General features: G+C 61.3%; 20 protein-coding genes. 5 read left to right on the forward strand and 15 right to left on the reverse strand.

Translation table 11 applies throughout. The features are described 5' to 3' along the window. Positions 1–3: 3 nt before the first annotated feature. Both BLV09_RS21230 and BLV09_RS21235 read right to left on the reverse strand, forming a co-directional pair. Positions 4–1,773 carry a hybrid sensor histidine kinase/response regulator gene (locus BLV09_RS21230; protein ID WP_146688765.1) on the reverse strand — a complete coding sequence of 590 codons (1,770 nt, stop codon included), beginning with the start codon at positions 1,771–1,773 and terminating at the stop codon, positions 4–6. A 56-nt stretch (positions 1,774–1,829) separates the two neighbouring features. Beyond that, positions 1,830–2,480 (reverse strand): response regulator, encoded by a 651-nt coding sequence (locus BLV09_RS21235; protein WP_244548774.1) that lies wholly within the window; start codon positions 2,478–2,480, stop codon positions 1,830–1,832. Positions 2,481–4,193: 1,713 nt separating this feature from the next. Here BLV09_RS21235 and BLV09_RS21240 point away from each other — a divergent pair. The 3 genes from BLV09_RS21240 (at position 4,194) to BLV09_RS21250 (ending at position 5,655) form a co-directional block, all read left to right on the forward strand. Then, the gene (locus BLV09_RS21240; protein WP_146688767.1) at positions 4,194–4,571 is read left to right on the forward strand and encodes a hypothetical protein; all 378 of its coding nucleotides are present in this window, start codon (positions 4,194–4,196) and stop codon (positions 4,569–4,571) included. 122 nt (positions 4,572–4,693) lie between these two features. Continuing rightward, positions 4,694–4,954 carry a hypothetical protein gene (locus tag BLV09_RS21245; RefSeq protein ID WP_079568510.1) on the forward strand — a complete coding sequence of 87 codons (261 nt, stop codon included), beginning with the start codon at positions 4,694–4,696 and terminating at the stop codon, positions 4,952–4,954. Between the two features lie 338 nt (positions 4,955–5,292). Then, positions 5,293–5,655 (forward strand): hypothetical protein, encoded by a 363-nt coding sequence (locus tag BLV09_RS21250; RefSeq protein WP_146688768.1) that lies wholly within the window; start codon positions 5,293–5,295, stop codon positions 5,653–5,655. Between the two features lie 93 nt (positions 5,656–5,748). Here the strand turns inward: BLV09_RS21250 and BLV09_RS21255 are convergent, their stop codons facing one another. From BLV09_RS21255 to BLV09_RS21315, 13 genes are all read right to left on the reverse strand, one after another. After that, positions 5,749–6,279, reverse strand: a complete 531-nt coding sequence (locus BLV09_RS21255) for a methylated-DNA--[protein]-cysteine S-methyltransferase (RefSeq protein WP_146688769.1) — start codon at positions 6,277–6,279, stop codon at positions 5,749–5,751. A 206-nt stretch (positions 6,280–6,485) separates the two neighbouring features. Continuing rightward, on the reverse strand, positions 6,486–6,968 hold the full coding sequence (locus BLV09_RS21260; protein ID WP_146688770.1) for a hypothetical protein: 483 nt from the start codon (positions 6,966–6,968) through the stop codon (positions 6,486–6,488). Between the two features lie 117 nt (positions 6,969–7,085). Then, on the reverse strand, positions 7,086–7,835 hold the full coding sequence (locus BLV09_RS21265; RefSeq protein WP_146688771.1) for a 2OG-Fe(II) oxygenase: 750 nt from the start codon (positions 7,833–7,835) through the stop codon (positions 7,086–7,088). Further along, the gene (locus tag BLV09_RS21270) at positions 7,832–8,407 is read right to left on the reverse strand and encodes a methylated-DNA--[protein]-cysteine S-methyltransferase (protein WP_100384338.1); all 576 of its coding nucleotides are present in this window, start codon (positions 8,405–8,407) and stop codon (positions 7,832–7,834) included. The genes BLV09_RS21265 and BLV09_RS21270 overlap by 4 nt, the downstream gene beginning before the upstream one ends. Positions 8,408–8,578: 171 nt before the next feature. Next, positions 8,579–8,830: a hypothetical protein gene (locus BLV09_RS21275; RefSeq protein ID WP_146688772.1), complete on the reverse strand. Its 252-nt coding sequence runs from the start codon at positions 8,828–8,830 to the stop codon at positions 8,579–8,581. Positions 8,831–8,981: 151 nt separating this feature from the next. Next, on the reverse strand, positions 8,982–9,665 hold the full coding sequence (locus BLV09_RS21280; RefSeq protein ID WP_197684970.1) for a CDP-alcohol phosphatidyltransferase family protein: 684 nt from the start codon (positions 9,663–9,665) through the stop codon (positions 8,982–8,984). A gap of 28 nt (positions 9,666–9,693) precedes the next feature. Then, complete coding sequence (gene ada, locus BLV09_RS21285) at positions 9,694–10,785, reverse strand: bifunctional DNA-binding transcriptional regulator/O6-methylguanine-DNA methyltransferase Ada (RefSeq protein ID WP_146688773.1); 1,092 nt, start codon at positions 10,783–10,785, stop codon at positions 9,694–9,696. Between the two features lie 349 nt (positions 10,786–11,134). Continuing rightward, complete coding sequence (locus BLV09_RS21290) at positions 11,135–11,599, reverse strand: adenylyltransferase/cytidyltransferase family protein (RefSeq protein ID WP_100384341.1); 465 nt, start codon at positions 11,597–11,599, stop codon at positions 11,135–11,137. A 204-nt stretch (positions 11,600–11,803) separates the two neighbouring features. Further along, on the reverse strand, positions 11,804–12,256 hold the full coding sequence (locus BLV09_RS21295; RefSeq protein ID WP_146688774.1) for an ester cyclase: 453 nt from the start codon (positions 12,254–12,256) through the stop codon (positions 11,804–11,806). Positions 12,257–13,367: 1,111 nt separating this feature from the next. Further along, positions 13,368–14,363 (reverse strand): LysR family transcriptional regulator, encoded by a 996-nt coding sequence (locus tag BLV09_RS21300; protein WP_146688775.1) that lies wholly within the window; start codon positions 14,361–14,363, stop codon positions 13,368–13,370. 130 nt (positions 14,364–14,493) lie between these two features. Then, positions 14,494–15,174: a DUF1028 domain-containing protein gene (locus tag BLV09_RS21305; RefSeq protein ID WP_146688776.1), complete on the reverse strand. Its 681-nt coding sequence runs from the start codon at positions 15,172–15,174 to the stop codon at positions 14,494–14,496. 7 nt (positions 15,175–15,181) lie between these two features. Further along, on the reverse strand, positions 15,182–15,601 hold the full coding sequence (locus BLV09_RS21310; protein WP_146688777.1) for a RidA family protein: 420 nt from the start codon (positions 15,599–15,601) through the stop codon (positions 15,182–15,184). 147 nt (positions 15,602–15,748) lie between these two features. Further along, positions 15,749–16,495 carry a class II aldolase and adducin N-terminal domain-containing protein gene (locus BLV09_RS21315; protein WP_146688778.1) on the reverse strand — a complete coding sequence of 249 codons (747 nt, stop codon included), beginning with the start codon at positions 16,493–16,495 and terminating at the stop codon, positions 15,749–15,751. A gap of 282 nt (positions 16,496–16,777) precedes the next feature. Between BLV09_RS21315 and BLV09_RS21320 the strand changes: the two genes are divergently transcribed. Beyond that, positions 16,778–17,989 carry an ABC transporter ATP-binding protein gene (locus BLV09_RS21320; RefSeq protein ID WP_146688779.1) on the forward strand — a complete coding sequence of 404 codons (1,212 nt, stop codon included), beginning with the start codon at positions 16,778–16,780 and terminating at the stop codon, positions 17,987–17,989. A gap of 69 nt (positions 17,990–18,058) precedes the next feature. After that, a complete protein-coding gene (locus tag BLV09_RS21325; RefSeq protein WP_146688780.1) occupies positions 18,059–19,138 on the forward strand; it encodes an ABC transporter substrate-binding protein in 1,080 nt (359 codons plus the stop codon). Positions 19,139–19,171 lie beyond the last annotated feature (33 nt).

Here is a 19,171-nt window from a genome sequence, read left to right on the forward strand (position 1 = left end):
CTTTTAGCAACCACCATTGATTGAATCCTTGCCGTCAACACAGGCTGCAACGATCGCTTCGTGTAATTCCTCGCCGGTGATCGGCTTGTGCAGAATACGATGGCCGCTGGCGGTGGCTTCCTTGATGCGCGACGGCGAGGTATCGCCCGTCACGATAACGGCAGGGACCGAGCGGCCGATATGGGCGCAAAGAGCCTCGATTGCGTCCACGCCCGTAGCACCATCTCCGAGCCGGTAGTCGGCGATGATCAGATCGACCGGTGCATCGCCGGCCATTATCGCCTTTGCATGAACCTGTTGCACCTCGGCGGCAGATCGGCCGGCATAGACGCGATGCCCCTGCAGCGTGAGCAACTGCACCATGATATCGAGAACATCCCCCTCGTCTTCCACCACCATGATGCTAACGGCGATGCCTGCTGGTGATGCCCTGTTATCGGGCGAAAGAGTTTCCACCGCACTGGCTTTCGGAACCGTAACGGAAAACATCGAGCCGCGCCCGGTGACGGAGACCAGCTTCAGCGGATGCTGCAGCAGTACGGCGGTGCGGCGAACGATGGCGAGGCCGAGGCCAAGGCCTTGCGCGCGATCCCTCGCCGGGTTCTGCAATTGCACGAATTCCTCGAAGACTATTGTTTGCTGATCTGCGGGGATGCCCGGGCCGGTATCCCATATCTGGATTTCCACCGAAGCGCCGCGTCTGCGGCAGCCGAGCAGAACGCCGCCGGACCTCGTGTATCGAAAGGCGTTCGACAGCAGATTGCCCAAGATCCGTTTCAGCATCATGGGATCGCTGTCCACCTGCAGACGGCATTCAACGACACGCCAATCAAGGCCGCGATCGTCCGCGGCTGCAGCGAATTCGTTGCTGAGATGGTAGAAAAGTTGGGACAGATTCACCGTCTCCCTCGCAACGGTAACGACGCCGGCATCAAGCCGGGAGATGTCGAGCAGTCCATTCAGAAGGGCGCTGAGGTTGCCGACAATGGATTTTGCCTTGCCGGCCAGATCGCGTGCATCGCTGGATTGGACAGCGCCGCGCTGACCCAGCATCGCGAGCGTGGCGATCAGCAGACTCAAAGCATGGATCGGCTGGCGCAGGTCATGACTGGCGGCCGCAAGGAAGCGCGTTTTCGCACGATCGGCGGCTTGCGCGCGGTCGCGTTCTTCCTGCAGGTGACTGACCAACTCGACATTTTCCAAGCGCAACCTGATGGTCTCTCGCAGCATGTGGTACGTCGTGCGGCAGTAATAGAGATTGATGGCCACAAGCCCCGCGAGCAGGGAGAGATATGCGCCGGAGATATCACCCCCATTGGTAATGGAGCGTACCGTGATCGGCAGCACCGTTGCGACGATCGAGCCGACCAGAGCAGGCGGAAAGGCCGAGAGCGACGGAACCGTGCCGCAGATCAGACCGGTCAAGACGATGACGGTGAATGAGAAAAGAATGGGCTCCTGAGGAAGGAACCCAACCCAGCCGAGCATTCCCCACAGCAGGCCCGACACGCAAGAAAACGCAGCCGCAAGCCAGCCCCATCGCAACGCGGACGCAGGCTCTCTATCCCGGCTGAAGAACCGGCGAGCCGCCAAGACGCGTAGGGCGGTGAGCAGATACAACGCACCGAGCCATCCGATCAACCAGTTCGTCGATACGGTGCTCCTTAGTACGTACGCTGCCGCGAGGGAGATTAGGATGTTGGCGACCACCACCCCATAGGAATTGCGATACAAGAGCTCGACGAGCGCCTCGCGTATCCTGTCTTCTTGCATCGAAACCTCTCCGCGCGCCGGTCGGTGCGGCGGCTTCGTTCGCGAGTTGCGCTGCGCTAGCCCGCTGGAAGGCCAAGACGAATTGCGTAGGCTGTCAATTCTGCACCACTGTGCAGATCAAGCTTCCGCATAAGATTCTCGCGATGCTTCCTGGCGGTAAGCGGGCTAATGCCGAGGCGGATGGCGATGTCGCGGCTGCTGGCACCGTGAGGGATCATCCCCAGGATTTGCCGCTCACGCCTCGTAAGCGTGACCGGAGACATTATCGCAGCCGTGGGCTCCGGGGTCCCGTTCGGGCCGTCATGCCGGTCCACCGCAAAGCGAACCTCCTCCGCGACATAGGCGTTGCCTTTTCTGATGGCATCGATTGCAGCGATGAGTTCGGATGGATCGCCGCCCTTGGTCAAATAGCCATTTGCGCCCGCGGAAAAAGCTGCCCGGACGGAACGTGGGTCAACATTGGCGGTGAGGACAAGAACTCGTAGCTCCGGCCATTCGGTTCTCAGGTTCGCTATGAACTGAAACCCGCTCACACCCGGCATGCCGAGATCGAGTATGAGAAGATCGGCGGAACTTTCGTTCAGCAGCCGGTGAACGGCTTCACCGTCCGCCGCTTCTCCACTGACCGTAAGCTCGTCCACGGTCGACAGAAGCTGTTTGAGACCTTCCCGAATGATGGCGTGATCGTCAGCAATGATCGTTCGCACGAGTCCACACATGTATCGCCCCGGCCTATAACGTTGTTAGGATATCAATCAACTCCAATCAAGGATTTGGATCCACTAAACCATCAGCCAGATGATCTTGATACGAAATACGCCAACTGCCGTATTTTTACATGTGGTCGCCTAAGGTAAAATTTTGTGCTGGATGTCTGAATGCTCCGCTGCCGTGTTGCGCGGCTGGCGCCGAGTGAACGCTGACCCTGGTGGTCCACCGGCGGATTTGAATCTCTATGTGGCGGCTGACGCCCGCGTTCTGATTTTCCGTGAGCGGGCCCGTGACCACCTCGACACGGGTTATCTGTGCCAGCGAACGGTGACGACGACCGGCCCGATATTCGCAGCCTCTCCCACCTTGATAAACGAGACACAGCGCCGCCTTCGTTCGAAGGAGCACAATCGCGCAGATTGGTGTAGTACGCTGCGCGACGCGCGAGTGACCCAATGCACACCAAATTGCGACATCAATCGCCTGCGTACGCCTCAAACGAGATCGGTACTGCATTTGGTACTGCACGCTTCATTTGGCCGTCGCTAAGTGCTGATGATCCTTCACTTTTCCGGAGAGTCCGTCCAATCCATCATGGGTGCAATGCAAAATCGATGCGCTAACATGTTGATGTTATTTCGCTTTATCGTCTCGTTTGGCGCAGTTGATTTTTGGGTCGACAGAAATCGCAGGCTGACAGTTGAGGCATTTTCCTTTCAGTTCAAGTGCCTATCAGGAAGGCTTCTCACCCCTAGAACACGGCTCCCCTTCTCGGTACGGCGCCCAGTACCGGATGAGCTCCCGCAGTACCGTCTGGTTTGGACCCTCCTTACAGATCCGGTTCGCTTCGGCCGCAAAGTAACGCGCCGCTCTGGCCACGCCTAGCGTAGAACAAGTGCAGTCGTAGTTTTGGCGGCGATAGAGCAAGAAAACTTGGGGGCTGCGGTCCGCAAGTGGGCGCTTTCGTTACGAGAACCGCGGGCTGGCGAAAGCTTCGGCCAATATTGGGCCCGAAGAATGAGCGTTGCCCGAAGGTCACACGTCGAATCGTGTCGGGCGCGCCCGTGCGCAGATAGAGTAATTCCTTTCTATCGAACTCTCTGGTCGGGGGTTCGAGTCACTGGAGCGCCGCCGCCTTTCACCAACCAAACCTACGACATCTCATCCAATCCCTCGCATGAGGCAGTTCGTGAGGGCCGCAGCGAGCTCGGCTCTTACGCTCTAAAAGACATACGTCGAAGGGCTACGAACCTTAGTATCGGGCGAAAGCCGCCGAGTTCTAAGCGCGCTCTGACGCCTTTCCCATTTGGGATACGCGAGCCTCGTAGATCAGTCGCGGCTCGGTTTGACTGGAGGAGACCCTACCCTTCTCAGACTGCGGGCTCGGTCCGGCCTGGAGCATTCCATCGTAGCGCACGGCTACTTCGGAATATGGAGAGGCGGCTGAGCGATCGAGCAATTCGCGGAGCTTCGGATGGAGACCCTCACCACGCGAGGCCGCAATCGCATTGAAATTGCCTAGAGACATCATTCCTGCACTCCCGAGTCCTCTTACATGTCGGGTAGCTTGCATCGGCGGAGGTCGGTCGCCACTCCGGATCTTGCTTTCAAATCTAAGTCGTCATTCGGAGCGGCTGGAGTTTGGAGCGAAGAAGCGGAGTGTCGGTACCACGCCGATGCGCTAGGTGCCCGAAAGGAAAGGGCGCACGATGACAAACGAAATCGAGGTTGAGAGATTGATCAACTTCGAGACTGCGACCGATGGCACCGCGGTCAAGCTTGTCGTCTGCGACGTCGCGAACCGCAAGATCGGCATCATCCTGACGATCGAGACGCTGTCGGCGCTGCTGATGACACTGCCGGCGATCGCATCGAGCGCCGTCAAGCGTGCGCACAACGATCCCAGCATGAGGATCACATATCCTCTCCGGGAATTTGAGATCGAGCTTGGTCCCGACAATCTTCGTATTCCGACGATCGGGACACCGGACGGATTCACGGTCTCCTTCAGCCTCACCGAGGAACTCTCGCAAGAACTGGGCGAGGCACATCTCGAAGGCGGTGGACATCGCGCCAAAACGCACTAGCCGTGAGGCTCCGCCCCCGCGAGTACGCCCTCAGCAAAACGCGAATATCAGAGCAAGGATCGGAGTGCCGCGACCCTGACGCCATGCAAACTGGAAGCTCCTTGGCGGTAGGAGACCGCGAAATGAGCTTTCCTCCCCTCAATCTCTACACGTTTGCGGCCGCGCGCGGGCAATTCTTGCGGCCGGGTGTCCAGGCCCTTCTCAAGAGCGCGTCGGTCGGCCTTTATTTCGATTTCGCCAATCCACATGCCCCCGTTTTGCGCCGAGAGGCCGCAGCTCTCCGGAAGCAACTGGATGCCCTGCTCTTTGGCGAGCCATCGCGCCCGGCCCAGACCGAACGCCCCGCCCTGACGATCGTTCGCCGGCGTCGTAGCATCGCTTGACGTTCGCTTACCCGCCAAGAGGGATGCAATCGCGAGTGTCGCCAGAAGTCGCCAAGCCGGCGCGACATTACGCGGTAAAGCGCTTGCAGTGCGGCGATCGCTTATAGCTCGCTTGTGCATCAAACTGAACGAGATCAAGGAGTCCCGGATCTGGCCGGTGATGCGCGCTGTACTCGATTTCCGCTACCGCGAGCCGCGGTCGTGAACCACTTCGTCAGCAACCCTGGCAGCCGGGGCAGACCTCGAGATCGATTAGAATTCGAAAGCAAGAAACGGAGTGTCGAAACCTTGGCCCACGCCCAGTCTTCGCCTGATCACCTAACGATCAGGAAGCTCACATGAGCGACATTCGTGCTGCCAGAAGTGATGTCGAGGAACTCGCTCACCGGCGCGGGCTCGCGGCTGCCCGTCGATCGAGGAATACCGAGCGGGAAGCTCTGCTGCAAAAGCTCATCGAAACCGAGCGGAAAGCGCTTGAGTTGCGCGGGTGGGTTGCGCAATGGGAGATGAACGGAGAGGCAGCCTCACCGGAAATTCGACGCCTGATAAAGTGGGCGAGAGAAACCCTGTTGGACATGGAACGCTTCCTCCTGCCCACGGAACTTACAAAGCTATTGGAGACACGCGATCTGTTTCCCGACGTCGATGATCTTGCGGATCCGCTGGGCGATCCGCCACCGCTTCGTCCGTGGGGTCGCTGACGGGAAATAACGGCAATGGAAGACCGGCTATGCCGGTGGCAGGGTCGGATCACTGCCGGTTGCCGGCCTGCAAAGATAGACTCGAATGACTTTTCATCCATCTCCCTCCGAAGTCGGGAGAGGTTTGGCCCGTTGCTCGCGCGCCAGCAGTTCGCGCTTGCGCTTGACGCCCCAGCGATAGCCCGAGATCGATCCGTCCTTCTTGATGACACGATGGCATGGCACAAGCACGGCGATCGGGTTGGAAGCGATTGCCTTGGTCACGTCTCGGGCGTCGCGCGTACCGAGTTTGGCCGCGAACGCGCCGTAGCTGATCGTCTCGCCGACGGGTAGCACGCGCAGCATCGACCAGACCTCGATCTCGTAAGCCGTTCCACGCATATCGAGCGGGAGTTCCGGATTGAACCTCGGCTCTTCGATGACGCGCGTGATCTTGTCGAGAATATCGATCAGTTCAAGCTGTCTGCTGACGACTTCAGCGCCCGGGAAACGGATTCGCAGCGCCTCTTCCACCAAGTCACGACCCGAGCCGAGCTCTAAGGCCACGAGGCCCTTATCCGACATCGCCACCATGAACTCGCCGAGAGAACTATTCCCCCAGGCGAAACGGATTACCTCGCGCATCTTTCGCTCCTTCGCATCGTCTGTACCGAAGATACGAAGTGACATCGGCGGAGCCGATCCGATCCTTGCTTTCAAATCGGAAAGAAGCGAAGCCGACCGACAGTAAACTTCGAAGCGAACGCAAATGGCGGCGCCGCTCGAGCCGAGCGTCGTCGCCAACGCGTCTTTGTATCGATCCAGCGAGACCACTGCCGATGCGGGCTTCGCTACCTCCGAGAGGAATCGCCTCTAATAGAAGAGAAGTCGATCACCTGCGCAGTTTCTGTCGCCGTCGAGCCGCGTGGCGAATTGCTCTCCGGAGGCGGCATGAACTGCCGCTCCATTGCGCGCCGACCCGTCGGATCTTGCTCCTCGAAGGTCTCGATGTCCGTAATTTCGATGGCGATGATCGGATCGCCGACACTGGCGGCGGGCGGGCCGCTCGTGAGGGGCTGCAAGACCAGGCTCGGATGATCCGGACTTCGCAGCGCGATATTTTGCAGCCTCTTGAGGGGCGAGCGCAAGTGGGCCCAGTGGTTTACCAGGAGCGACCAGTGATGGCCGTCCTTCAGTACGCCGTTGAGGAGACCGTTTGACAGCGGGTCGTGGGAGAAGACGCCCAAGCTGCTCGCGATATCGATCGCGTAGGCTCCCTTGGGCAACAGCACTAAGAGCCCAATCTTTCCATCGGCCATTCTGACGAGTTTCATGACGTTCACCGTTCGAAAAGAGAATTGCCTCTCCGCGCATGAGTCATGAGGAGCCTGCGGTCGGGTTGACAGGTCGTTGAATCTGGAGCGGGGCGACGGCGCGCCGCCCAAGCTTTGCTATTTCGCGTCGTGAAAGATGATGCCGACGGTATGACGCATGCCGGAGCGCAAGCGGCTGACGCCGTGCCGGAGGTTCACGCGGTAATTGCCCTTCGTCCCTCGCACCGGTCGGTTATGAACCGCGAAGGCCACCGCATCACCCTGTCGAAGCGGGACGACCTCGGCGCGACTTTGCATCCGCGGCCGTTGTTCTGTCAGGACAAACTCTCCGCCGGTGAAATCAGCGCCGGGCTCCGAGAGAAGGATCGCGACCTGAACTGGAAAGAAAAGATCGCCATAGAGGTCCTGATGCAGACAGTTGAAGTCGCCGGGCACGTACTGCAGCAACAGCGGCGTCGGCCGCGCCTGGCCGGCCTCATGGCATTGCTTCAGAAACGAAGCGTGCTCGACGGGATACCGCTCGTCGATTGCCATGCGATCGTTCCACTCGTTGGCGACGTCCACGAGGCCCGGATAGAGCGCCGTGCGCAAGCCGCCGAGTAGGTCGGGCAGCGGATACTTGAAGTAGCGGTACTCGCCTTTGCCGAAGCCATGCCGCGCCATGTGGACGTGGCTGCGAAAATGCTCCTCCTCGGAATAAAGGCTCGAGATGGCGCGACACTCGACGGGCGACAGGAGCTTCGGCAGGACGGCACAGCCGAAGCCGTCGAGATCCTGCGCGAGCACCTGCCAGTCGTAGGCCGCGACCCGGGCTTCCGCGGGCACGCCCGCGAAAGCCGTCGTGACGATGGAAGTGTTCGGCCTCATGCCAGCGCCTCCTTCTCGATCAAGTCGCGCTTGCGCTCGATGCCCCAACGGTAGCCTGCGAGCTCGCCATCCGTGCGGATGACGCGGTGGCAAGGAACGGCGAGCGCGATCATATTGGCGGCGCAAGCGTTCGCCACCACGCGAGCGGCGACCTTCGGATAGACGTTGTTGATCAACCGAGCCAGGTGCATGTAGCTCATCGTATTGCCCACGGGGATCGCACAGATCTGCCGCCAGATCCGGCGCTGAAGCGGCGTCCCGCGCATGTCGAGCGCGAGGTCGAGTCCCTCGGAGGGCTTTTCCGCGTAGCGGACCACCTTCGCCAGGTCGTCGCGGACCATGACCTCGTTCGCGACGAGAGTGGCTTCGGGAAAACGACCCGCGAGGTCCGCTTCCAGCTCGCCGGCGTCGTCGCCGAGCAGGATCGCGCAGACGCCCTTGGCGCTGCGGGCGAGCAGAACCTTGCCCAACGCGCTGTCACCGACCCCGAAGAGGAGGACGTCGGTCGCCGTGTTGGCGGGCTCGGCCGCGGGTAGCAGCCGCAAGGCGGCTTCGGATGTCATGAGGTTCATGGTGTCACTCCTTCGTTGTCCTCATGATCGAAGCTACGCGCACGCGCTCTTACCCAAACTCCGATGTTTGCTTTCAAACCGAGAAAATCTCCGAAGACCTTCCGCGCGAATCAAACGCGGCCGGACGCGATGGCATCCGGCCGCGTTTGACGGCCTAAAGGTCCGGTAAAGTCACGCGAAGCGCGTGACGGTCGTCTTCCTGAGAAGGTAGGTTTCGCCGGAGCTGAGACAGAGCCGGATGGTTCCGTCATCGAGCGTCTGCCACTCGGCCAGTCCGTCGGCGACTAGCCCCCGGAAATGAGCCATGACGCGAGCCTTGTCGGAATCTGCCTCGACGCCATCTACGAGCGCGGCGGGCCTCGCCTGGGCGCGAACACGTTTCCCGTGTCTTTTCTTCGCCTTCAATGCGCGCCATGCCGTCATGATCGGAGCAGGTTCCTTGCGCCCGTCGATTCGCGGGGGCGATCAACAGCGACTTCGGTACCGACGCCCGCCCGGATCACCGCGATCCATATCCTAGTAGCCGCGAGAGAGCGACCCGACACTCCGATTAATGTCGTCAAAATCCATGGAATTACCCGGTTTGCGTCCCCCGCTCGACCAGCGCGAAGCGCAAGCGATTCCAAATGGTGATGACCGGCCCAAGGCAGAGCGCCGGCACGACGAGCCACGCGCCTTCGGGAAGCCGGCCACACGCGGCGATCGCTATCGCGACAAGCGCGAGCACGATCGATCGATCTACTTTTCCAAGCGGGCCTTCGAGCCGGCGGGTGCCGCTCAGCATCGTCCCGGCCACACCGACGAACTCGGACATGGCCGCAAAGCAGACGACCAACGCAATCGAGGCGCCCGAAAACGGAGGAACAAACGCAAGCGGCGAGAAGAGAGCGATATCCGAAACGACATCGCCTACCTCGTTCAAGACGCCGCCGAGGCGGCTCTTTTGCCCGAATTCGATGGCGAGCGTTCCATCGACGGCCGCGAATGCGGTACGCGCCACGAGCCAGGCCGGAAGCATCGCGAACAACGAGGAATAGTCCGCAAAGCGGCAAAGGAGCGCGCCAACCAGGACGGAGCCGATGAGGGACGTCGACGTTACTTGATTGGCGGTGACGCCCGCTTCGTACAGACGGCCGGCGATGGGCCGCAACGCCCTTCGAAGCAGAGGCTTCAGCAGGGTTAGCGAGGTTGCCGCGAGGAACGCGTAGCGCGGTCCGGCGCGTGAAACCTCTCGGGACGCGCATGGCGAACTCGTCATCGGGGCTCGGGGTCGTTTGCGGCGCGGTTCAGCTGGCTTGCGAGGCTTCCCTGTCCAACAGGGCGCGCTTGCGTTCCACTCCCCAGGCATATCCGGATGCCGACCCGTCGTTGCGGATCACGCGGTGGCACGGAATGGCGACCGCGAGCTTGTTCGCCGCACAAGCGCCGGCGACCGCGCGCACCGCTTTGGGAGCCCCGATCCGCCGCGCGAGATCGGCATAGGAGACCGTCGCGCCGACGGGAATTTCCTGAAGCGCCTGCCAGACCCGCTGCTGGAACGCAGTGCCGCGAATGTCGAGCGGCAGATCGAGACCGATCTCCGGCGCTTCCACGAAGCCGACCACCCGCGCGACCATCGCCTCATAGTCACGGTCGGCGCCGATCAGACGCGCCTTGGGGAAGCGATCCTGAAGGTCGTGGACGAGCTCCTCCGCGTCGTCCCCGAGAAGGATAGCGGCGACGCCCTTCTTGCTCGATGCGACCAGAATGGCGCCGAGAGAAGTTTGACCGACCGCGAACCTGATCTCCTCGTTCGCCCCTCCGGCGCGATACTGCGATGGCGTCATGCCGAGCATGTCGGTCGATTTCTCATAGAACCGCCCGCTCGAATTGAAGCCGGCGTCGTACATCGCCTCGGTGACGGAATTGCCGGAAACCAGACCTTCGCGGACCTTCTTGGCACGGTGCGCGGCGGCATAGCTCTTCGGCGTGAGTCCAGTTGCGGCCTTGAACATGCGATGAAAGTAGCCAGAGCTCATGCCAACTGCCTCAGCCAGATCCTCCAGAGAAGGCTCCTCCTCGCTCGTCTCGATGATGCGGCACGCCTTGGCGACCGAGGTGGCATTCTCGGCTTCGACAGAGGGCCCGTCCGGATTGCAACGCCTGCAGGGGCGAAAGCCCGTCGCCTTGGCGCTTGCCAGGCTGTCGTGAAGCTGTACGTTTGTCGGGTTTGCCGTCCGCGAGGGGCACGACGGACGACAATAGACCCCCGTCGTCGAAACCGAATACCAGAAGTGACCATCGGCCGTCTTGTCGCGCGCGAGGACGCGGGCCCATCGAGGATCATCCGCGACCGGTAGGGGCATCTGTTTCCGGAATTGAACGAGCGCTGCGGTCATCGGTTTCCAGTCTCCACGATACCAGAGACGTTGCCACCCGATTTCCGAGGGCGCACTCCGGTCCTTGCCTTCAAATCGAAGGCGCCGGCGACGATTCAGGTCGCGGGCCGAGAACGACGCGTCGCCGAGTCGTTCCAAGCGGCGCGTCTCGGCGAGGCGATGCGTGTGGCGGCCCCCCCGACACGCGTTCCCCTCCTCGCTGGCGGATACGAACGACATCGGCGCGCTTGGTGGCGCTAATCGCGCGGATCTTGCTCAGAAAAGCCCATGAACGGCGGCTTCGGACAGGCGCGTCCACTCCCAATGCTGACATGGCGAGTGTCCTCCTTTGCTGGGGTTGGCGAGCCGCTCAGGCCGCGCGCTCAAGATCGGGGCCACTGGACGAATGGCCGGCCAGAGCGTCGATGTTCTGCAGGGTGCGACGAAGCGCACTGCTCGACGTGGAAAGCGTGTAGGGAAAGTAGACGACCTCGACGCCGAGCGCCGCGAAGTCGCGCTCGAGCTTGTTGCCCTTTTCGGTACCCTGCCAGTCGTTTCCCTTGAACAGAACATTGAAGCGAAGATCCTTCCAGATGCCGACCTTGTCGTTCGTCAGCGCCGGGACCGCGGCGTCGACGAAACGAACGTTGCGGACGATCTCGACCCGTTCGGCGAGGGGAATCACCGGCGCCACCCCCTTGTGCCGGATCAGCACTTCGTCTGCCACGACGCCAGCGATCAGATATTCGCAGTGCTCCCTGGCGCGACGGAGCAAATTGAGATGGCCGATGTGAAAGAGATCGTATGCGCCCGGCGCGTAACCAATGCGGATCATGTGAGTGGTCCTGTTCTTATCGGGACTTCAGCGCGGCAGACGCTACCGTGACGATGGCAGCGGCACGCTCCGCTTCCTGCGATGCAATCCAACATCGCTCGCCGAGATGCTCGTTGCGGCCGGTCCAAAAGCAGACGAGGCTCGCACAACGTGCGAGCCTCGCTCAAAGACATCGGATGTACCGATGGTGAGGATGCGTTCCGATCAGGCCGCCGCCTTGAGCAACCCGAGCTGGGTCAGCGCGGTGACGCCGTCATCGAGACCGATCTCCTCGACGATCTTGCCGTTGACGACCTTGAGCACCGTCGTGCCCGTGAAGTGCATCTTGCGGCCAGTCGCAGCCGGAAGGCTGCCGATCAGGAAATCGTTGAATGCCGGGCCTGTGTGAGTACCGCCGCCTTCCCATTGACCGACGACATAGTCGCCCTCGGCGATCAGATCCGCGGTGCCCCAGAAGTTCAGATCGGGAAACGCGGCGCGGAAGTCGGTCATGAACGCCTTGATGTCGGCGCGGCCGCGCCGGGGCTCATGCAGCGAATATTTCAGCAGCATTTCGGGGGCCGCGATCTCGTCGATGACACCAAGATTGACGGTCTTGCCCCAGAATTCCGTGAACCAACGACCAACGACGGCCTTGTTATCATCTTGTTTGCTCATTGAAAGACACCTTTGTTTTGCAGGAACTACAGATCGACTGGCGATCGCTGCAATCACTAGGCATCGTCCCCCCGAGCAGAACTCCGGTTCTTGTCTTGAAATTGAAAGAAGCGGCTTCACGCGGTCCGTCGAACCGCCGACGGCCGCTCGGCAGTAAAGCGATCTCTGGATCACTTGCCTCTCGTCCCTGGTAGATTACGATGTTGCCTAACGAGCAGACTTTCTCGCCATCTGAACGACCATTGATGCCGCGCGTGGCGATGTGGCCGAGCGGGGGGGGGCCGCAAGCATTCCATAACCGCTCATTCCACGAAATCTAACGCGCTGTTAGACGCTGCCATCAGGCGCGCAAAATCGCGAAAAATCGTAGTTTGGCATAGAAGTTAGTGGGATGGCGTAGCGGGATTCCGCTACCAACCCACGCCGGCTGAGCCCGCAACGTCTCTGTCAATCTTGAGGATGAAGTTGCGACAAGCGTATGAGGGCCGGAGATGAAATCGCGCGCTCTGCAGCCGCCGAGCGCAGCAGGAAGCCGAATTTTGTTCGCTACATGGCACTCATCAATGGAGCGGTACTGCGTTTGGTACTGCACGGCGAGCGACGACCGCTCTTAAGTACTGATTGTACTTTTGCTTTTTGAGATGTCCCGGTCCAATCCATCATGGGACCGACTCACACCCCCGACATGCAGTCCTCCGAACGGTCGGTGCTAGCCGCGTGAAACGGCTCCGCCCCGAGGTTCGCTAACCGCACCAGTTTCGCACCAGAAACAACCTCGACAAAGCACAACGAACGCAATCGAAATCAAACAAAACCGTATTAAAAACAACAAAGCTGATCGATATTCTGTCGCTCATAACGGTCTGATTGCAGGTTCGAATCCTGCCGAGCGCACCAGTGAAATCAGTGGGTTATTAGCCGCTGTTTTCTCGCGGGCCCGATCGCCGCACCGGAAACTCTCGCCGGTTCCCAAGCATCGACTTGCTTCAACAGCAAACAAGCTGCGGCTTCACTTCAAACTGGACGAGACCTTTCGCCCATTGATCGTAGGACAGGCAAGTCTATCGTACAAAAAGGTGTCCATCAGCCGGCGCATCGACCGCTTCCGGCGCTAACCCGATGAGCCATCGGCGGGTCGAGCCTCGTTGCCGTCGGCCTGCCCCACGAAGGTGCGACGCTCCATGGCCGGCGCCACCATGCCGGGTATACTCGCATCGGACACGAGCAGGCGGCAATGTTGTGCGAAGGCGTCGAGCAGGAGCGACTTGCGGCGCTGCGCCAATGTCAGCACGCCGATCACCATCGGCCTGTGATCGCCGGACAAGCGAATCCGCGAGACGCGTCGTCCGTCCAGCGCGAGCTCGCAACGCGGGCGAACGTTCGCGAGCGTGTAGCCGTAGCCATTGGCTACCATCGTCCGGATCACGTCCTGATGCGTCGATCGCGCCGCGATGTTGGGCTCGATCCCCTCCTTGAGGAACATGCTGAGGAAATATTCGCGGCTGATCGGCAGGTCCAGAAGGATCAGCGGCTCGCGCGCCAGTTCCTTAAGGCTGACGGCGGAATGACGCGCCAAGGACCCCCCCTCGCTGACGACGACGTGCGGCGGCAGGCTCGCCAACGGCAGAAATTCGAACTCGTCGGGAATCAGCAGGTCATATGTGATCGCAACGTCGAGCTCGGCATTCAGCAGGCGCTCCAGAAGCTGCTCATGGTCGGCGACCGTCTGTATGATGCGTGTCTCCGGATAGGACGACGTGAACGAATGCGAAAGCTCCGGCATCACCATTGGCGCAAGCGTGATGAAACACCCCAGCGACAGTTGCCCGCGGACCCGCTCTCCGACCTCGCTGGCGACCGAATAGATGTACTCGGCCTGCTCGACCAGCCGCTTCGCCTCGACCAGCAGGAGCCGCCCAGCCGAAGTGAGCGAAAGTCCTTGCGCATGGCGGCGGACGAAAAGCTGGGTTCCGAGCTCCTCCTCCAGATGCGCGATCGCCGTCGAGATCGAAGGTTGCGATATGTTAACTCGCTCGGACGCCAGAGTGATACTTCCGGTCTCGGCTGTCGCAATGAAATATTCGATCTGGCGTAGCGTGTATCGCATGTGGCGTTATCGACCCTCGCTGCAAGGATGGCTGATAGCGACCACACCGTGTCTCCTGGAAGATGCCGATCGCAAAGCGTCGGCCCGGAATATAGCAGGATTGACGGCAACAGAATCGAGCCCTTGCCGCTCAGACCCGGCTGTCGCCGGGCACGCCAAAGCCGGGCGCCGCTGAGGGATTCCTCGCGCGCCTGACATAGTCCTCGACTTGGGGCTCGTAGGCAGCCCAGACTTCCTCGAGCGCTGCGATAGGCCTGTCGCTCCAGTCGACTCTCAAATCGACGATCGCCCAGGACACCTCTCGCACGACGCAAAGACCGGCGGAATGGACCGGGCCGGCCTCCCCGCCCTGGTCGAGCCCCGCCCGCAAGGCAGCAACCAGTCGCGTCGCGAACGGTTTGCCGGCGTTGTCCTGGTAGCTTCGGACCATCGCTGCCGGCACCTGGTCGCTGGACAGCAGGTTGCCCGCCGCAATCACGCCCTCGCCGCTATGGACGGCGTGGATACCGAGCGTGTTGCTGCCGGAATATGACGCCACGCGCCCGAATGCGTCGACTAGCGCAAGCTGACGGTACGCCATGAACGGGGTCGATGCGACGAGTGCGGCGCACACTTCGTGCGCACCCAGGCCCCGCGCGAGCAGGTCGAGGCCGATCTGGCCTAGCGCAGGATCGGTGACGTTCTGGCTCGCGACCGCACCGGCCTTGGCGCGCAGATGAACGCAGCGTGCCGCGACCGCCGGGGAGGAGGACGAGATCACCATGCCGAACATCCCGGTCTCCGGGCACCGGGCAGTTAGGGAGAAGGTCATGCCGGCCTCATCGGTTGTCGGGGATGACGGCGGTAGCGTCGATCTCGACCAGCCATTCCGGCCGCGCCAGCGCCGACACGACGAGCCCGGTCGAGACCGGAAAGACGCCCCTCAGGTACTCCCCAACCTTGCGATAGACCGGCTCGCGATAGCGTGGATCAATGATGTAGATGGTGATCTTGCAGATGTCCTCGAGGCGCGCACCGGCCTCTTCCAGGAGCGTCTTGATGTTGGCCATCGCCCGGTCGGCTTGCGCGGCGGGATCGCCGATGGCGATGCTTGCCGCGGTGTCGAGATCCTGCCCGACCTGCCCACGAACGAAGACGATGCTTCCTCTCGCCACCACGGCCTGGCACAGATCATTGTCGAGTTTCTGCTCGGGATAGGTATTCTTGGTGTTGAACTTGCGGATGCGCGTGTGAGTCATTGGCTTTCCAGATCGTTCGGGAAGATAGGCTTGACCGCGGCGGCCTTTCCGCCTCGGTTATTGTAGTCATTTTGGCTCGGGACGTCACTTTCCGGCGCTTTGCCTCGCGGCGGCCGAAGGATATGGACGTCGCATGCCCAAGCGCCATCAGTGCGCGTAGGACGGATCGTCGGCGTCGAGGACGCGTTTCATCTCCTCGAAATGCGCGATCGAGAAGTCGGTAATCTGCTCCCAATCCTGCGCGGTGTTTTCCGCGACCTCGTCGGGGAGCACCTTCAACGGCTGGCCGGTCGCATAGGCTTGCACCAGCACCTGACAGGCCCGCTCGAGCGTATAGATGTCGTCGAAGGCTTCGCCGACCGTACTGGCTGTGACGAGCACGCCGTGATTTCCCATCATCAGACGCGACTTGTTGTCCAGCAGGCGGGCCAGGCGCGCCCCCTCCTGCTCGCTGTCGGCCATGCCAGCATAGCTCTTATCGATGGCAAGCCGGTTGAAATAGCGCGCCGTATTCTGATCGATCGGCTTGACGCTTGGATCGGCCAGCGAGGCTATCGTCGTCGCGAAGGGCGGATGCAGATGCATCACCACCCGGGCCCGGGGCAAGCGCTTGTGCACTTGGCCATGGATGGCCCACGCCGTCGGATCGACGTCGGGCCTGTTCTTGACGCTTGTCGCATCATCGAGGTCGAACAGAATCAGGTCGCTGGCCTTGATCCGGGAGAAGTGGCGCCATTTGGGGTTCATCAGAAACTTGCGGCCATCCGCCGAAACGGCGGCGCTGAAGTGGTTCGCGACGGCCTCATGCATGCCGAGCTTGGCAACCGCACGGAACGCCGCGGCGAGATCAATGCGAAGCTGGCGTTCATCCGGTGCCACTGTAGAATGGTTCATCAGTTGTCCCCGGCTTCTCGATTGTCCAAATGACGTAGCCGAGATTATGAATTCCGGTGGCGAGGGGACAATAGGAAAATCGTGGCCGGTGATTATTGGGAATCTATAGCGGGAGGTTGCCGTTGCATCGGGCGCAAAGATCGATGCATAGCCACTGCTTGCTCACTATTTGCGCACTCGGGCCGATTAGCTCTCGCCTAAGCAAAGGGCCCGCATTTTGTAATTTACACCTCGCAGCTCAGGGAGGCTTACTTCCCGGGCCGAGACCCGACAGGACCTATAATGGACGCGATCCGCGCCTCACCACTACTTCGAAACCGCGGCAGCGAAGCGTTTCGTAAGATGTGGCGGTCCAGCGAACCCGGCCCGTGCGCGGACGATGTTGCCCTGGACCAAGGATCGGTAACCGAGCCGCGGCAGCAACCCTCGGAGATGAAACTGCACGTCCGCGGCATCTCGAAGAGTTACGGCACCTCCATGGTGCTCAAGCCGCTAGAATTGAAAGTCTTCGCCGGCGAGTTGTTGGCCATTCTCGGCCCTTCGGGCTCAGGAAAGACAACGCTGCTGCAGATCATCTGCGGACTTGTCGAGCCTTCCGGCGGCCGGCTCATGATCGACGGCAATGATGAGACCGACAATCCCGCCGATAAGCGCGACATCGGCGTGGTGTTCCAGAATTATGCGCTGTTCCCCCATCTCACCGTCCGCGAGAATGTCGCGTTTCCGCTGCAGATGCGACGAACGTCGAAGGGTGAGATCCGCGCCAGGGTCGAGGCGGCGCTCGCAATGGTCGGCCTGTCGAATTTCGCCGAGCGCTTTCCCCTCGAGCTGTCAGGCGGACAGCAGCAGCGCGTGGCGCTTGCCCGGTGCTTCGTCTACCGGCCGTCTTTAATTCTGATGGATGAATCGCTGTCCGCGCTCGACAAGAAGCTCAGGGACAGCATGCGGATCGAGATCAAACGGCTGCACCGGGAGACCGGCGCGACCATCATCTTCGTCACCCACGACCAGGAAGAGGCGCTGGCGCTGTCCGATCGCATCTGCCTCATGAACGATGGCTATATCGAGCAGCTCGGGACCCCCGAAGACATCTATGAGCGGCCGGCCAACACGTTCGTTGCCGATTTCATCGGCGCGTCCAACCTGATCTTTGGAACCATCACTGCCGACGGCCGCATCGAGAGCGCCGAGGGTGCCCTGCCGCTGCCCGCCAACTGCGCCGCGCGGGCGGGCCAGCAAGTCGCGCTGCTTGTCCGCCCTGAAAAGCTGCTGCTTTGCAACAGCGACGATGGCACCCTGTCTGGCCGGGTCGAGGAAAGCATCTACGCCGGCGCGGAAACGAGGCTTCTGGTCAGGCTTTCCGGGGGCACCTTGATGACCGTTCGCCGTGCCACCGGCCTGCCGCCGGTCGCGATCGGCGAGCGCGTTTTCATGTGCTGGGACCAGAACCAGGCCCGCCTGCTCGAAGGCCGCACGACCGCCGCGGTGGTGTGAAGATGGTCCGCGCCCGCCGCCCCCTTCCATCCATTTGCCGTACCGACCGGTGCCTCACGGAGAAAGACAATGTCTGTGACGACGACGATCACGCGACGTAGGCTTTTGCAAGCGGCCGGCGCGGCCGCGACAGGCGTAGCGCTCCCAGCCGTCTGGAGCGAGCGCGCTCGCGCGGCCGAACAGATCACCGTCGCCGACGTCGGTGGCGCGCCGGGGCAGGCGTTGCGCACCGCGTTCTACGATCCCTTCGAGAAGGCAACCGGCATTCGCGTCGAAAACGTCGCCCATGAATCCGATCCGGTGACCCAGTTCAAGCTGGTCGTCGATACCGGCAGCAATATCTGGGACGTCTGCATGGTGACGCCTGACGACGTGGCCCGCCTCACGCAACAAAAGAATTATCTCGAATCGCTCGAAATCTCCAAGGGGCCGGATGATGACTTGATCCCCGGCGCGCTGATGCCGAACTGGTTCGGCTTCTCCGCCTATGGCATCGTCATGGCCTACCGCACGGATGTCTATAAGAAGGAAGCCCCGAAGGGCTGGGCCGACTTCTGGAACACGGCCAAGTTTCCGGGACGCAGGGGCCTGTATCGCAACCCCAAAGGCGTGCTCGAATCCGCCCTGCTTGCCGATGGCGTCGCGCCCAAGGACCTCTATCCGCTCGACGTCGACCGGGCGTTCACGATGCTTGACAAGATCCGATCGGATGTTGCCGTGTGGTGGACTGCCGGCGCACAGAACACCCAGATCCTGCAGAGCGGCGAAGTCGACATGGCCGATACCTGGTCGGCGCGTGCCTTTGCCGCCATTGACTCCGGCGCGCCGGTCGACATCGTCTGGAAGGGCCTATACTCGATCGACGGCTGGTCGATTCCGCTCGGAACGCCAAAGCTGAAGCAGGCGCGCGACTTCGTGCGTTTCTGCATGCAGCCCGAATGGCAGGCGGCCTATTCCGGCCTCGTCGCGAATGGCCCAAGCAATTTGAAGGCGTACAAGTTCATCGCACCGGAACGCGCGAAGATACTGCCGACATTTCCGGACAATATCGCCGGCCTCACCGTGCGCGACTACGCCTACTGGGGCAAGAACTACGCGGCCATTTCCGATCGCTTCCAGGAGTGGCTGCTGATGGGTGGGAAACGCTGAGCCAGCAACGAATTGGACAGATTCAAAAACACC

Source organism: Bradyrhizobium canariense (assembly GCF_900105125.1).
In the GTDB taxonomy this organism is placed as follows: Bacteria; Pseudomonadota; Alphaproteobacteria; order Rhizobiales; family Xanthobacteraceae; genus Bradyrhizobium; species Bradyrhizobium canariense_A.